11 protein-coding genes are annotated in these 14,594 nt (G+C 63.1%); 1 reads left to right on the top strand and 10 read right to left on the bottom strand.

All coding sequences use genetic code 11. From position 1 onward, the window contains the following. Positions 1-208: 208 nt before the first annotated feature. The 6 genes from BMY67_RS01735 to BMY67_RS01760 all read right to left on the bottom strand — a co-directional run bounded on the left by BMY67_RS01735 (position 209) and on the right by BMY67_RS01760 (position 7,858). On the bottom strand, positions 209-2,485 hold the full coding sequence (locus BMY67_RS01735; RefSeq protein ID WP_092767710.1) for an NADP-dependent malic enzyme: 2,277 nt from the start codon (positions 2,483-2,485) through the stop codon (positions 209-211). 152 nt (positions 2,486-2,637) lie between these two features. After that, positions 2,638-3,228 carry a hypothetical protein gene (locus tag BMY67_RS01740; protein WP_143069662.1) on the bottom strand — a complete coding sequence of 197 codons (591 nt, stop codon included), beginning with the start codon at positions 3,226-3,228 and terminating at the stop codon, positions 2,638-2,640. Between the two features lie 253 nt (positions 3,229-3,481). Continuing rightward, on the bottom strand, positions 3,482-5,464 hold the full coding sequence (locus BMY67_RS01745) for a LysM peptidoglycan-binding domain-containing protein (protein WP_092767714.1): 1,983 nt from the start codon (positions 5,462-5,464) through the stop codon (positions 3,482-3,484). A 199-nt stretch (positions 5,465-5,663) separates the two neighbouring features. Further along, positions 5,664-7,067, bottom strand: a complete 1,404-nt coding sequence (gene gatA, locus BMY67_RS01750) for an Asp-tRNA(Asn)/Glu-tRNA(Gln) amidotransferase subunit GatA (RefSeq protein ID WP_394333348.1) — start codon at positions 7,065-7,067, stop codon at positions 5,664-5,666. A gap of 162 nt (positions 7,068-7,229) precedes the next feature. Beyond that, positions 7,230-7,613 carry a Sec-independent protein translocase subunit TatA/TatB gene (locus tag BMY67_RS19695; RefSeq protein WP_218144587.1) on the bottom strand — a complete coding sequence of 128 codons (384 nt, stop codon included), beginning with the start codon at positions 7,611-7,613 and terminating at the stop codon, positions 7,230-7,232. A gap of 11 nt (positions 7,614-7,624) precedes the next feature. After that, positions 7,625-7,858, bottom strand: coding sequence for a Sec-independent protein translocase subunit TatA/TatB (locus BMY67_RS01760; protein WP_092767718.1), 234 nt, complete (start codon positions 7,856-7,858; stop codon positions 7,625-7,627). 309 nt (positions 7,859-8,167) lie between these two features. Here BMY67_RS01760 and BMY67_RS01765 point away from each other — a divergent pair, with 309 nt between their 5' ends. Further along, on the top strand, positions 8,168-9,124 hold the full coding sequence (locus BMY67_RS01765) for a GAF domain-containing DNA-binding protein (protein ID WP_092767720.1): 957 nt from the start codon (positions 8,168-8,170) through the stop codon (positions 9,122-9,124). 338 nt (positions 9,125-9,462) lie between these two features. On the opposite strand, the gene BMY67_RS01770 is transcribed toward BMY67_RS01765, so the two are convergent. The 4 genes from BMY67_RS01770 to BMY67_RS01785 form a co-directional block, all read right to left on the bottom strand. Beyond that, positions 9,463-10,827: a murein hydrolase activator EnvC family protein gene (locus BMY67_RS01770; protein ID WP_245744838.1), complete on the bottom strand. Its 1,365-nt coding sequence runs from the start codon at positions 10,825-10,827 to the stop codon at positions 9,463-9,465. Further along, complete coding sequence (locus BMY67_RS01775) at positions 10,811-11,584, bottom strand: lipoprotein insertase outer membrane protein LolB1 (RefSeq protein WP_092767722.1); 774 nt, start codon at positions 11,582-11,584, stop codon at positions 10,811-10,813. Before BMY67_RS01775 ends, BMY67_RS01770 begins: the two co-directional genes overlap by 17 nt. After that, entirely contained in the window at positions 11,577-13,394 is a 1,818-nt protein-coding gene (locus BMY67_RS01780) for a tetratricopeptide repeat protein (protein WP_245744840.1), read from the bottom strand. Before BMY67_RS01780 ends, BMY67_RS01775 begins: the two co-directional genes overlap by 8 nt. Positions 13,395-13,519: 125 nt before the next feature. Beyond that, entirely contained in the window at positions 13,520-14,533 is a 1,014-nt protein-coding gene (locus BMY67_RS01785) for a sugar phosphate nucleotidyltransferase (protein ID WP_092767726.1), read from the bottom strand. Between the last annotated feature and the right edge of the window lie 61 nt (positions 14,534-14,594).

The raw sequence follows: 14,594 nt of genomic DNA on the forward strand, positions 1-14,594 counted from the left end.
GGGTGGGAGAGGAGTAAAAACAGGTGGAACCGGCGCAACGCGGCCGTAGCCGCTTTGGTGCCAAGTTAGGCACTTTAGAAAGGAAATGGTGAGATGGTGAGATGGTGAGTTTGATGTTCGGTAACACTGCTTGCGCAACATGCGCCGGTAGGCCCCTCGAACATCAAACTCACCATCTCACCATCTCACCATTTTCACCATTTCCCTTCTAAAGTCCCTTATTGCCCGGCTGCTGGGCGTCGACGACGGCAATGGCGGTCATGTTCACGATTTCGCGCACCGAGGCGCCGAGCTGCAGAATGTGCACCGGCTTGCGCATGCCCATCAGCACCGGCCCGATTACCTCGGCGCCCCCGATTTCCTGGAGCACCTTGTAGGCAATGTTGCCGCTGATAACGTTGGGGAAAATGAGCGTGTTGGCCCCGCCTTTGGCCGCCAGCGGCGAAAACGGGTACTGCTCCTGCAGCAGCTCGGGGTTGAGGGCCGTGTTGGCCTGCATCTCGCCGTCGAGCAGCAGCTCGGGGTAGCGGGCTTTGGCCAGTTCGGTGGCGCGGCGGGCCTTGTCGGGCAGCTCGCCGGGGTTGGAGCCGAAGTTGGAGTAGCTGATGACGGCCACCCGCGGCTCGGCATCGAAGAACTTCACGGCCCGGGCTGTGAGGCCGATAATGTCCACCATTTCCTCGGCCGAAGGGTCGATGTTCACGGTGGTGTCGGCGAAGAAGAACGGCCCTTTGCGGTGCTGAATAATGTACATCGAGGCCACCCGCTTGGCACCCTCGGCCACCCCAATCACCTGCAGCGCGGGCACAATGGACTTGCCGTAGTCCTTGCTCAGGCCCGTGATGAAGGCGTCGGCGTGGCCGGCTTCCAGCATCATGGCGCCAAAGTAGTTCCGCTCGCGCAGCAGCCGGCGGCCCTCGTAGAGCGTAATGCCCCGGCGCTGCCGCTTCTGGTAAAACAGCTCGGCATACTCCTCGCGCTTGGCTTCCTCGCGGATGATGTCGATGATTTCGCAGCCCTCCAGGTCGAGCGAGGTTTCGGCCGCAATGCGCTCAATTTTGTTGCGGTTGCCCAGCAGAATGGGAAAAGCAATGCCCTCCTCGCGCAGAATCTGGGCGGCCTTGAGCGTTTTGTAGGTGTCGCCCTCGGCAAAAACCACCCGCTTGGGGTTGCTGCGGGCCGCCGACGTAATGCGGTTCATCAGCTTCTGGTTCACGCCCAGCCGCGCCCGGATATCGTCCTCGTAGCCGGCCCAGTCGGTGATGTGCACGCGGGCCACGCCGCTGTCCATGGCGGCTTTGGCCACGGCGGGGCTCACGGTGGTAATCAGGCGCGGGTCGAGGGGCTTGGGGATGAGGTAGGTGCGGCCGAAGCTGAGCGTGTTGTCGCCGTAGGCGCGGTTCACCATCTCGGGCACGGCCTCCTTGGCCAGCTCCGAGAGGGCGCGCACGGCCGCCAGCTTCATTTCCTCGTTGATTTCGGTGGCCCGCACATCCAGCGCCCCCCGGAAAATGTAGGGGAAGCCCAGCACGTTGTTCACCTGGTTGGGGTGGTCGGTGCGGCCGGTGGCCATAATCAGGTCGGGCCGGGTAGCCATGGCTATTTCGTAGCCAATTTCGGGGTCGGGGTTGGCCAGGGCGAACACAATAGGGTCGGCGGCCATCTTCAGCAGCAGCTCGGGCGCCAGCACGTTGCCCGCCGACAGGCCCAGGAACATATCGGCCCCCTCCAGCGCCTCGGCCATCGTGCTGATAGGCCGCTCGGTGGCGAAAAACAGCTGCATGTCGGCCAGATCGGTGCGGGCGGGCGTGATGAGGCCGTCCTTGTCGAACACGACGATGTTTTCGCGCCGCACGCCCAGGGCCAGGTACAGGCGCAGGCACGAAATAGCCGCCGCGCCCGCCCCGCTCACCACCAGCTGAATCTGCTCAATCTGCTTGCCCACCACTTCCAGCGCGTTCAGCAACGCCGCCGACGTGATGATGGCCGTGCCGTGCTGGTCGTCGTGCATGAGCGGAATGTTCATCTGCTCGCGCAACGCCGTCTCAATCCGGAAGCACTCGGGCGCCTTGATGTCCTCGAGATTGATACCGCCAAACGTGGGCTCCAGCGACTTCACGATGCGGATGAACTCGTCGGGGTCGGTGGCATCAATCTCGATATCAAAGCAGTCGATGCCCGCGAACTTCTTGAACAGCACGCCTTTACCCTCCATCACCGGCTTCGAGGCGTCGGGCCCGATGTTGCCCAGCCCCAGCACCGCCGTGCCGTTGCTGATAACGCCCACCAAGTTGCCCTTGGCCGTGTATTTGTACACGGCATCCTTGTCGGCGGCAATTTCCTTGCACGGCTCGGCCACGCCCGGCGAGTAGGCCAGGGCCAGATCGAGCTGGGTGCTGACGGGCTTGGTGGGCACCACCTCAATTTTGCCGGCGGGGGTGCGGGAGTGGTAATCGAGGGCGTCCTGTTTGTTTATCTTGAGCATGGGGCAGGGCAATGGTTGAGCTTCCGGATGAAAAGCAAGGAAGCAAGATGCGGCAAAATGAGCCGGCTTCAAAGGTACAGCCCCCGCCCGGAACCGAAAAGCCCCGAACCGGGCACGATTCGGGGCGGAGTGGGCCAACTGAGCGGTGAGGGCTAAGGGCGTAGGCGAAGCTCCGTGAAGCTGCCGTGCACCCGCAGGTTGCCTTCGCGCCGGGCGTCGGGATTGTAGTCGGCGTAGTTGCGGAAGCTGAACACGTCCCGCAGGCCCGCCGCCTTCACTTCGTACGTACCGCTAACGAGCTGCCGGGCCGCGTCGTAGGCCGTGATGGTCAGCGAGCCGCTCAGCTGATTCTGGTTGCCCGATACGGTATTGTTGGCGGTGTTGGTAGAAGGCGTGAAACGGATAAACATCACCTGCGCGTCGCCCTGGCTGGCATCGGGCTGGGAAGCCAGCGTATAAGTGCCGGTCAGCCCGGGTTTCTGCCGGCTCCTGGCCAGCGCAAATCCCACTCTATCGGCCGGCCCGCTACTGCCTCCTCCCCCGCTGATTGTAATGATGAGGCGGTCGGGAAGCAACTCGGCGCTGGGTTCATCGGCCACGTAGCTCACCGAGCGCGCTTCGGGCGAGCCCGCATACTCAAAATTGACGTTGAGCGTGGCAGCCTGGGCCGGTTCGGCTACTACAGCAGGAGTGGGCGCCGGGTCGCAGTCTTTTCGACAGGAAGCACCCAGCAACGAAGCCATAAGCATAGCGGCGAGAAGTATAAGGCGGGATGACATAAGTGGGAATCGTGAAGATGAAAGGGTAGCAGGCCGTTGGTAACAACCGTGCCAGTAAGCATCGAAAAGGTTCCTGCTGAGCTGGGTTTTTTGTGAGCCTGAGCTTTTTCGTGCCTTTACAATGAGTAGGAGGAGCAGGTTGCAGCTCAACTTCACCAAAAAGGAGCACCCGTTGAGTGCTCCTTTAAGATTCTCTGCAAACGGCGCGGCTGCCTACTCAGCCACCCACCACCAGCTTCTGCCCCGGCTGCACGGCGTCCGACTTCAGGTTGTTTAATTCGCGCAGGCGCTGCACCGTCAGGCCCTGGTAGCGGCGCGAGATGTTGTAGAGCGTGTCGCCGGGCTGCACCAGGTACAGGGGGGGCGCGGGCGGCAGGGCCGGGGCGGCGGCTTTTGCTGCCGGGCGGGCGGCGCGGCGGGCAGGAGCCTGGGCCACGGCGGCTACTTCGCGCGTGGCTTCCACCAAGTCAGCCACGGCGGCGGTAGCGGCGGCTTCGTTGCTGGGCTTCAGCGTCAGCTCCTGGCCGGGTTGTAGCACGTAGCCGCTCAGTTGGTTCCAGGCCTTCAGCTGGGCCACGGTCAGGCCATTGGCGGTGGCAATCTTCTCCAGAAAATCTCCCGGCTTCACCACGTAGCGGCCCGGCATAGTATCGTCGTCGGTAGCCGCCGTAATAGCAGCCACCGCCCGCCGCACGTCGGCGGCCGGCTTAGCCGGGGTGCGGGCCAGCACTTCGGCCGCCGAATCCGGCCCGGCCGAAGCTTCTGCGGTGGCTGGTTTGCTGGCAGCTACCCGCACTGGCACCACCGCCGGCCGAACCGCCGTCGCGGCCAGTGCCGAAGTTCTGGCGGCCGGCTCGGCCACCGCTGGCAAAGCCCGGAACAAAACCAGCTGCTGCCGGCCGGCCAGCGAGGAGCCGCTGCCCAGCTTGTTCCAGCGGCGCACCTGGGCCGGACTAACATCGTAACGGGCAGCCACCGAATTCACCGTCTCGCCGCGCTTTACCGTGTGGCGCAGGCGCTCGAAGCGCGGGGCTGCCGGAGCTGCTGCCGCCGAAGTGGCGGCCAGGTTGCGGCCGGGCAGCGGGGTGGTGCCGCTCAGGGCCACGAGGCGCGGCGCCAGGGGCTGGGGCAGCTCGGCCAGCGGCCGGCAGTAGTCGAACAGTGCCTCGCGGCTGGCCGTGGCCACCAGGCCGGCGCGGGCGGCGGCGGGCAGCTGCAGCGTGTAGTTGCGGTAGCCGGCCGGCAGATAGGGCTTGCGCAGCTCGGGGTTGAGGCGCAGCAAAGCCAGCGAATCGGGGGCCCCAATGGCCTGCGCCAGCCGGATCAGGTCGAAGGGGCGGCCGCCGAGCTGCAGCGTGTCCATCTGCTGGGCATACTGATACTTGAGCGTGGGGGCATGCAGCTCGTGCTCCCGGGCGTACTTCATGGTGTACATGATGGCCGTGAAGGTGGGCACGTAGTTGCGCGTTTCGGCCGGCAGGCTGCTGTGTACTTCCCAGTAGGTGCTCTTGCCGGTACGCTTCATTACGCGCTGCATGTTGCCGGCGCCCCAGTTGTAGGCGGCCAGCACCATTTCCCAGTCGCCGAACACCCGGTACAGGTAGCGCAGGTGCTTGCAGGCGGCTTCGGTGGCTTTTTCGGGGTCCATGCGCTCATCCACCCACTCGTCGCGGTGCAGGCGCAGGTCGTTGGCGGTGGGGCCCATGAACTGCCACAGGCCCGTAGCGCCCACCCGCGACTTGGCCGTCGGAATCAGCGACGACTCCACCACGGCCAGGTACTTGAGGTCGAGGGGCAGGTTGTACTTGGCCAGGTACTTTTCGAAGAGCGGGAAATACAGGTTTTCGCGCTCCAGCACCCGCTGGGTGTAGCTGCGCTGCCGCTCGGTAAACAGCTTCACGAAGCTCATTACGTGGTTGTTGAACACGTGGGGCACGTCGGTTTCAAAGCAGCTCACCCGGTCGCCTACCAAATCGCGCAGCTCGGGCGGGGTGCGCAGCCAGGCCAGCCTGGCCGAGTCGGGCGCCAGGGGCAGGGCAGCGGCCAGTGAATCGGGCAGCAGCGGCAGGGCCGTCATCACCGAATCGGGGGGCAGGGCAACGGGGGGCTTGGGGGCGGCGGGCCGCACCTGGGCCCGGGCGGCGGGGGCCAACGCGCAGGCCAGCAGAACGGGAGCGGCAAACCGCAGCAACTTCATCATGCTAACTCACTAAAAAGGACAATGGCCGGCGGGCCCAAACGCAAAACGCTGAGCCACAACCCAGCGTTTTGCCAAAAATAGCACAGTTTCGCAGAACTCCCAGCCTCTTGACTTAAAGCGGTACTTTAAATCTCGGCCGTTAGCTCTTAGCTGATAGCCAGTAGCTGCATTCAGGCAGCTAAAAGCAGCAGGCCGGTGGTTATTGACCAACGGCTAAATCAAGCGAGTTGGCGAAGGCCAGCAACTGCGACTCGCGGAAGGCGCCGCTCAGGATCTGCAGGCCAATGGGCAGGCCCTCGGAGTCGAGGCCGTTGGGCACCGAAATGGCCGGTACGCCCGCCAGCGAGGCCTGCACCGTGAAAATATCGGCCAGGTACATAGCCAGCGTGTCCTTGTTCACCTCGCCGATGCGGAAGGCCGTGGTGGGCGTGGTGGGCAGCACCAGAAAGTCGTAGTCGCGCAGCAGCTCGTCGGTTTTCTCCTTGATGAGCCGGCGCACCCGCTGGGCTTTGGTGTAGTAGGCGTCGTAGTAGCTGGCACTCAGCACGAAGGTGCCCAGCAGAATCCGGCGCTGCACCTCGGGACCGAAGCCCTGCGAGCGGGTTTTCTTGTAGAGCGACTCCAGGTCCGTCACGTCGGGGGCGCGGTAGCCGAACTTCACGCCGTCGTAGCGGCTCAGGTTGGAGCTGGCCTCGGCCGTGGTCAGGATGTAGTAGGTGGGCACAATGAAGTCGAGGTAGGGAAACTCCACCGCCTCCACCACGTGGCCCTGGCCGCGCAGCTGTTCCAGCGCGCTTTCGGTAGCCGCCTTTATCTCGGGGTTGAGGCCCGGCCGGTCCAGGCAATCCTGAATGTAGCCGATGCGGTAGTGCGGGGCGGGCGTCAGCTCCTGGCTGTAGGCGGGCACCGGGCGCTGGCTCACGGTGCTGTCGAACTGGTCGGGGCCGGCCATTACTTCGAGCAGCAGGGCTGCGTCTTCCACCGAGCGGGTGAGTGTGCCAATCTGATCAAACGAGGAAGCATAGGCCACCAGCCCATAGCGCGAAATGCGCGAGTAGGTAGGTTTGAAGCCCACGATGCCGCAGAACGCCGCCGGCTGGCGCACCGAGCCGCCCGTGTCGGAGCCAATCGAGGCCAGGCACATATCGGCCTGCACGGCCACGGCCGAGCCGCCCGACGAGCCGCCCGGCACCCGGTCGGGGTCGAGGGCGTTGCGGGCCGGCCCGAAGTACGACGTTTCGTTGGAAGCGCCCATGGCAAACTCGTCGCAGTTCTGGCGACCAATCAGAATGGCGTCCTCGTCGAGCAGCCGCTGCACGGCCGTGCCCGTGAACAGCGACTTGAAGCCGTCGAGGATGTGGCTGCTGCTTTGCAGCGCGTGGCCCTCGTAGGCCAGCACATCTTTCAGGCCGATAACCATGCCCGCCAGCTGGCCGGCCGTGCCGGCGGCCAGCTTGGCATCTACGGCGGCGGCCTGGGCACGGGCTTCCTCGGGCCACACTTCCAGGAAGGCATTAAGGTTTTCCTGCCGGGCAATGTTGTCGAGGTAGTACTCAACCAGCTGCTGGCACGATACGGTGCCGGCGGCAAGTTCGCGGCGCACTTCGGAAAGGGAATCGAAACGTCTCAAGACGAAGAAATTAAAGGCGGGGCCTGCAAGGCGAGGCGGAAGCGCGAAAATAGCACCCCCACCGCTAAAAACAGAACCGCCGGCAGATTTTGGCTGCCGGCGGTTCGGATAAAGCGTGGGGGCGCAGAACTGAAATCAGCTAAGCTGGTCGAGGCGGGGGCGCTCAGCTTCAGGAGCGTTGGCCGCCGGCTCGGGCGTTACCACGGGCGCAATGCCGCCATCCATGGGCGGGGCCAGAATGGGGGCGGCCTCGGCTACCGGCGGGGCGGGCTGATAAGCCTGCTGCGGCTGCTGCTGCTGAAACTGCTGCTGATAGGGCTGCTGCGCGGGCTGACCGTAGTTCTCTACCTCGCTGCGAATCTCGCGCGAAGCGTCTTTGAACTCGCGGATGCCTTTGCCCAGGCCCCGGGCCATTTCGGGAATCTTGTTGGCCCCGAAGAAAACCAGAACAACGACGAGAATGAGAATCAACTCACTGCCGCCGATATCACCCAGAAACAAAAAAACAGGCGTTTGCATAATGGAAGGGGTTATTGACGGGGCGCAGCCGGGTCGTTGGGGTTGGTTGGGTTCACGGACCGGTCGCGGAATTCAGGCTTTTCTTCCTTCGAAGCGTCCTTGAACTCGCGGATGCCCTGGCCCATGCCCCGGAACAGCTCCGGAATGCGCTTGGCTCCGAAAAGCAGAATGATGGCGAGGCCAATGAGCAGGATTTCGGTACCACCGAAGTTACCGATTCCGAGCAGGAGGGTGGCAAAGTTCATATGGGGCAGGCCAAGGGCCAGAGTTAGAAGGTCAAAGCACAGTATACGCAACGGGTGCGCTCCTAGATTGGTAAAGGTACCGCATAATTCGAAAAACAGTTCCGCGCCAGCCTACATTCCGGCGCCGGGTGCAGCGGGTCGGCGGTTTTCATCCGGCCTTCATGCCGCACGGTTAAAGCCAACCAGAAAACGAGGCAGTTGGGCCGGCAAAAGGGGCGTTTTAACGGTTTTACACCGCCAAAACGGCGCCAGCGCTGTTATTTAGTAAATCCGGAAGCCATTGGCTCCCTTAATTTTTATTGCACCGCTATGCTATTGGAAGAATCGACATTTCCTCCCAAAACGCAACCGGGCCATTCACGGGCTCAGGAAATCCGTCGGCTTGCCGCCCTTCAGTCCTACGAAGTCCTGGACACCCCGCCCGAAGCCGCCTTCGACGATCTGGTGCGCCTGGCCTCCTATATCTGCAACACGCCCATTTCGCTGGTTTCGCTGCTCGATGGCGAGCGGCAGTGGTTTAAGGCCCGCACCGACCAGAACTGGCCCGAAAGCACCCCGCGCGAAATGGCTTTTTGCCAGCATGCCATTCAGGGCTGCACGCTTTATGAAATTGAGGATGCCACGCTCCACCCGCTGTTCGAGCACAACGAATTAGTAACCGGCGACCCGAATATCCGCTTCTATGCCGGCTACCCGCTGCTTACGCCCCAGGGCGATGCGCTGGGCACGCTCTGCGCCATCGATACCGTACCCCGCCGCCTCACCGACAGCCAGCGCAATGCCCTGGCCGTGCTGGCCCGCGAGGTAGTGGCGCACCTGGAGCTGCGCCGTGCCCGCCTCGAACTGGAGCAGGAGCGCCTGAAACTCGACGACCTGCTGCGCCTGGCCAACGATACGGCCGAAAACCTGTACCTGAGCAAAAGCCAGAACGAAATCTTCATCAAGCAGGACCACAAGCTGATGCGGCTTAAAACCGCCGATATCCGCTACATCGAAGCCCTGGGCGACTACGTGAATATCTTTGCCGGCTCGGAGCGGTTCACCATCTATAGCACGATGAAGGAGCTGGAAAGCCGCCTGCCGGTCCGCGACTTTGCCCGCGTGCACCGCAAATACATCGTGCGCCTCGACCGCATCATTACCATCGAAAGCGACGCGGTGCTGGTAGAAGCCGACCGCGGGGCCGAAGGCGGCCCCAGCCTGCTGCCCGTGCCCATCGGCAACTCCTTTAAAGCCGCGCTACTAAGCCGGCTCAACCTGGTGTGAGCCGCGCGGGCTGCCCGACAGCAACCCACAAACCCGGCCCTTCATCGAGAGAAAAGGGCTGTTGGGCGAAATTGGGGCATGCCAGCCTCCGCACTCCGGTATCTTTCGCCTGGTTATCGGGAGTTTACCTCATCCGCAACGGCTAGCAATAGCCGCCTGCTGATGGCGGAGGGATTCCGGTAGCTAAGTTTGTTTTCATAGCTCGGAAAGCCCGGTTCCTTTGGAGCCGGGTTTTTTATTTTAGGCACTGAGGATCAGGAAGTAGCAGGCGGGCATCAATGCCCCATGCCAGATAAATGAAGAGTCGCGTTTCCTCCCTGCTCCCTGCTCCCTGCTCCCTATTTCCGGCCGAGCCAGTTTTCGGGGTTGAGATTGGCGCTGTTGTGCCAAACCTGAAACTGCACTTCGGAGGTGCCCTCGGAATTGGTGGACACCGTGCCTAGGGTCTGGCGGGCGTCGATGGTTTGCCCTTCACTGACGCTGACATTGCGCAGCTTGGCATACACCGTGAAATAGTCGCCGTGCTGCACCATCACGATGTTGCCCATGCCCGGCACGCTGGCTACCGTGAGCACCTTGCCACTGAAAACGGCCCGCACCGCCTCGCCCGAATTGGTCTGAATATCGACGCCGCGGTTCTCGACCACCACGTTTTTGAGCACCGGGTGGTTGTGGCGGCCGAAGCGCTGGCTGATGAACCCCTTGCCCACGGGCCAGGGCAGGCGGCCCCGGTTGTCGGTGAAGGAGGCGGCCAGCTTGGCGGTTTCGGGCGTCAGCGTTACGCGGTCAGTGCGCTCGGCCCGGGTGGCGGCGGCTTCTTCGGCGGCGGCCGTGGCCGGGGTGCGCGAGGTAGCGCCGGGGCTGCGGCCCGCATTGGCGGCCACTTCGGCGGCGCGGGCTTTGGCGGCGGCCCGGCGCGCGGCTTCGCGGGCGGCGCGGGCAATTTCCTCGCGCACGCGCAGCGCAATCAGGTTGTCGAGCCGGCTGATGGCGCGCTGGCGGTCGGCCAGCTCCTTGCGCAGGCTTTCTTCCTGCTGCGTGAGCTTGACGATTACCTGATCCTGCTGCACTTTAAGCGTGGTCAGGGTTTTCTTTTCCGAAAGCTGGGTGTTCAGCAGCGAGCCTTTCTGCTGGCGCTGCTGCTGCAGGCCGCTGAGCTGCTGCCCCAGGCGCCGCTGGGCCTGGGTAATCTGGGTGGCCTGGGCCTGGCGCACCTCGGTGTACTGGCGGATGTAGCGCAGGCGCAGCAGAAACTGGTTGAACGACTCGGCCGCGAACAGAAACATGAGGCGGTTGTAGCCGTTGGCCGTTTTCGAGCCCGCATAAATCAGGCGGGCATACTCGGCCTTGAGGCGGTCCAGGCGCTGGCGCGTCTGCTGCACCTGGCCCTCGGTCTGCTGCACGTCGCCCTCAATGTAGCGCAGCTCCGAGCTGATGTTTTTGATAACGCCCTGCTGCACCACCAGCTTTTCCTGGATGGCGTTGAGCTGCCCCACCGAGGCCTGCTTTTTCTGCTGGGTCTGGGCCAGAATCCGGCTGGTTTCCTGAATGCGCTTGAGGTTGGCCCGCCGCTCGCGCTCCAGCTGGGCCTTGCTTTTTTTGGTAGTCGGGACTTTTTTCTGGGCCTGCGCCACCGGCGCGGCCGCACCGGCCAGCAGCAGCGTCAGCAGCAAAAGCACGCCCGGTTTACTTCTTGCGCGCATAGCCTTTGGGTACGGAGAACGGGAATTGCAGCCGGCCCTTGTCCAGGTCCACGGCCCGGTAAGTCAGGGTGATGACGGTGGGGGCCTGTTGGTCGGGCTGCTGCACCTGCACCTGGGTTTCGAAGGCGAAAGGCTGGGGGTTGCTTTCGAGCTGGCGGAAATCGGCGTAGTCCACCGTCAGCTGGTGAGCCCGCACCGAATCCTGCACCAGCAGCTGGCGCGGGCGGCCCTGGGCCAAATCCACGAGCTGCATAATCAGCAGGCCGGCCTGGGCGTAGCGCACGCGCTGCACCGTGCCCTCGGTGGTTACGGCCGGCTGGGTAGCGGGGCTGAGCGGGGCCAGGTAGTTGCCCAGCAGCAGGGCCTGCAGCATGTCGAAGGTGACGGGTACGTTCAGCCGCTTGCTCAGGTAGGCAAAGTCGCCGGCGTAGTACTCGCGGTGCAGCTTATCGAGCACCTGCACCGAGTCGCGGGTGATGTAGAGCCGCCCGCCCTCAATGCCCAGCAACGACGCCGACAGCCAGATAACGCTGTCTTTGCGCATGCGCAGATTAACGTTGGCGCTCTGGTCGCCGAACTGGGCCTTGCCCTTGGCGGTCATGAACTGGAAGTCGAGGTTGGTCGCCTTTACCGCCTCGGGCACCGGGTTGGTGGCCGAGGGGCTGGTGGCAGTTGGCAGCAGCTTTTTGGTGCAGCTGCCCAGCAGCAGGGGCAGGGCCAGCAGTACGCTCAGCAGCAGCGCGGGGCGGTTATTCATAGAGTTTCTTGTCCTTTATTTTGCGGTTGATAAGCGCCGAAGCGCCGCCTTTCTGGCTGGCGCGTTGCCACTCGGCCACTGCCTTGTCTTTGTCGCCGAGCTGAAACAGCACGTCGCCGTAGTGCTCGACAATGGTGGCCTCAGAGGAGAAGCGCAGCGCTGTTTCCAGGGCCCGCCGGGCGCCGGCGTAGTCTTTGAGCTGGTAGAGCACCCAGGCGTAGGTGTCGAGGTAGGTGGGATTTTCGGGGAACTGCTTTACCAGCTTGCCCGCCATTTCCCTGGCCTTGTCCAGCTTCTCGCGCCGGAGCGACAGAAAGTAGCTGTAGTTGTTGAGGGCCTGGGCGTTGTTGGCATCGAAGGTCAGGGCCGCTTCGTAGGCCGCGTCCGATTTGGCGTAGTCCTTGAGCTCGTGGTAGGCGTCGCCGAGCTGGGTATCGAACTGGGCCAGCAGCTCGGGGTTGTCGGTGGCCAGCTTGCGGCCGTATTCGAGCGACTTCACGGCCTTGGCCGGCTGCTTTTCCAGCTGGTGGCCCACGCCGTTGTAAAACCACAGCGGCGCCTGGTTCGGGAACAACTCCAGCGCCTGCCCGGTATGGGCCAGCAGCGAGTCGGTCTGGCTCAGCTCGGCGTCAATCAGCACCACCTGCTGCCAGATCTGGTAGCGCGAGTTGTCGAGCTTAATGGCCTTGAGGTAGTTGGCGCGGGCGGCGGCGCGGTTGCCGGTTACAGTTTCAATGTCGCCGGCAATAGAAAACGCCTTGGCCTCGCGCGGATGCACCCGCACCGTAATGGCGGCCAGCGCGCGGGCTGTTTCGTTGAGGCCGGGGCTGGGCAGCTGCTTGAGGTACTCAATCAGGATGCGCACCTTATCGTCAATATCGAGGCTGGGGCTCTCGAATGCCTGTTTCAGCTGGCGCTCCGATTCGGGCCGGTTGTTTTGGAGCCGGTACACATCGGCCAGAATCATGCGGGCCCGGGGGTTGTCGGGGTCGACGCGCAAAGCCTGGTTGGCCACTCGCACGGCGTCGTCGAAGCGGCGGTTGGAGGCGTAGAGCTGGGCCTGGGCCAGCACGTAGCGCGGCTCATCGGGGTTCGACTTGATAAGCGACTCGCCCTCCTGCAGGGCCTGGTCGAGCTTGTTCTGGCGCAGGTAAATCTGCTGCTTCTTGAACGATATTTCGTCGAGCGGCCCGAACTTCTGCTCGGCCTGCCCGAAGGTAGTCAGGGCCTCATCGAGCCGGCCCTGGGCCACGTACAAATCGGCCAGGTTAAAAAGGTAGTAGTTGGAATCGGGCACCCGCTCGATGAGGGTGGTGTACACTTTGGTGGCCTCCTCGTATTGCTTCTGCGAAGTGTAAATCTGGGCCAGCAGCAGGTAGTAGTAGGGGTTCTGCGGATCGAGCCTGACAGCGGCCCGCCCAAAATTGGTAGCATCCTGCAGGTTGCCGCTCAGCAGGTTGGCCTCGGCAATCTTGTAGCTGACGGCCGCGTTGCCGGGGCTCAGGGCGTAGGCTTTCAGCAGGCGCTCCAGGGCCTTGTTGTAATCTTCGAGCAGCACGTAGCGCACGCCATCCACGAAGTACGCCTCGCTCATTTCGCGCTCTTTGGGCGTGAGCTCGCGCGGCTGCCGGGCCGCCGCGTCGAGGGTTGCGCGGCGGGCCAGCTCCCGGCGCTCCTTGCGGCTGAGCTTGGCCGGCGCGGCGTTGGGCCGGCCGGGCGCCGGGGTTGCTTTTTGCTGGGCATACCCCGGCCCGGCCAGCAGCAACAAACTCAGCACCAGGGGCAGCAGCAACGCGCGGAAATGAGGCATAGGGAAAGCGGGCAGGCCGAAGGTAGAGCGGCCTGCCGTGAAGATAAAGAAAAGGGCGGCGGTTGGTAGCTAAGCCGCCCAAGGCTGCCGCTGCCAACCGCCGCCCGCCATTTGCCTAACGCTGTTTACAGCCGCATGGTATTATAATCGCCCACGCTTAAATCCAGCGACTTGCCGCTGAGCGTAGCGTGCGAGCCAATCATCGAGCCCGCTACGTTGGCGTGCTCCACCGTGGCCGACTGCTGCACGATGCTGTTGGCTACCACCGAGCCCGTGATGCTGCTGCCCGCGCCTACCGATACGTGCGGACCTACTACTGAGTTGGTAATAGTCACGTTTTCACCCAGATACACCGGCTCGATGATGACCGAGTTGGTTACCTGGGCCGAGGCGGCCGTCAGCTTTTCGCCGCGCTCCTGCAGGAACTCCAGATAGCGCTGGTTGGTGTACACGGTGGCGTCCTTGTTGCCACAGTCGAGCCATTCGGTTACGCGGCCGGGCACGAACTGGGTGCCCTTGTTTTTCATGTTTTCGAGGGCATTGGTGAGCTGGTACTCGCCTTTGTCCATGATGTTGTTGTCGAGCAGGTACTGCAGTTCGCGGCGCAGATATTCGCCGTCCTTGAAGTAGTAGATGCCGATAATGGCCAGGTCTGACACGAATTCCTGGGGTTTCTCCACGAAGTCGGTAATCTGGCCCTGGTCGTCGAGCTTCACCACGCCGAAGGGCTTGGGGTCGTCGACGCGCTGCACCCAGATGGTGCCATCTACGGAGGTGTCGAGGGTGAAATCGGCCTTGAAGAGCGTGTCGGCAAAGGCTACGACCACGTGCCCGTCGAGGGCCGACTGGGCGCAGAGAATGGCGTGGGCAGTGCCCAGGGCCTCATCCTGGTAATGAATGGTGCCCTTGCCGCCCACCGACTCGGCAATCCTGATCAGGTCCTGCTCCACATCCTTTCCGAAGCTGCGCCCGATAATAAAGGCCACTTCTTCCACCGGCTCATCGCATACTTTGGCAATGTCCTCCACCAGGCGGTGCACGATGGGTTTGCCGGCAATAGGAATCAGGGGCTTGGGAACGGTGAGCGTGTGGGGGCGCATGCGCTTGCCCATACCAGCCATCGGAACGATGATTTTCATGCTGAAAAGAGGTTTTAATTATGAGTTTTTAAGTATGAATTCTGAATTGATAATTACGAAA

Origin of the sequence: Hymenobacter actinosclerus, from assembly GCF_900111515.1 — a bacterium.
Taxonomy (GTDB): Bacteria; Bacteroidota; Bacteroidia; order Cytophagales; family Hymenobacteraceae; genus Hymenobacter; species Hymenobacter actinosclerus.

What these genes read in the sequence shown, in the direction of transcription:
- BMY67_RS01735 (WP_092767710.1), bottom strand. Translation starts at nt 2,485, where the DNA reads ATGCTCAAGATAAACAAACAGGACGCCCTCGATTACCACTCCCGCACC.
- BMY67_RS01740 (WP_143069662.1), bottom strand. Translation starts at nt 3,228, where the DNA reads ATGGCTTCGTTGCTGGGTGCTTCCTGTCGAAAAGACTGCGACCCGGCG.
- BMY67_RS01745 (WP_092767714.1), bottom strand. Translation starts at nt 5,464, where the DNA reads ATGATGAAGTTGCTGCGGTTTGCCGCTCCCGTTCTGCTGGCCTGCGCG.
- BMY67_RS19695 (WP_218144587.1), bottom strand. Translation starts at nt 7,613, where the DNA reads ATGCAAACGCCTGTTTTTTTGTTTCTGGGTGATATCGGCGGCAGTGAG.
- BMY67_RS01760 (WP_092767718.1), bottom strand. Translation starts at nt 7,858, where the DNA reads ATGAACTTTGCCACCCTCCTGCTCGGAATCGGTAACTTCGGTGGTACC.
- BMY67_RS01765 (WP_092767720.1), top strand. Translation starts at nt 8,168, where the DNA reads ATGCTATTGGAAGAATCGACATTTCCTCCCAAAACGCAACCGGGCCAT.
- BMY67_RS01770 (WP_245744838.1), bottom strand. Translation starts at nt 10,827, where the DNA reads ATGCGCGCAAGAAGTAAACCGGGCGTGCTTTTGCTGCTGACGCTGCTG.
- BMY67_RS01775 (WP_092767722.1), bottom strand. Translation starts at nt 11,584, where the DNA reads ATGAATAACCGCCCCGCGCTGCTGCTGAGCGTACTGCTGGCCCTGCCC.
- BMY67_RS01780 (WP_245744840.1), bottom strand. Translation starts at nt 13,394, where the DNA reads ATGCCTCATTTCCGCGCGTTGCTGCTGCCCCTGGTGCTGAGTTTGTTG.
- BMY67_RS01785 (WP_092767726.1), bottom strand. Translation starts at nt 14,533, where the DNA reads ATGAAAATCATCGTTCCGATGGCTGGTATGGGCAAGCGCATGCGCCCC.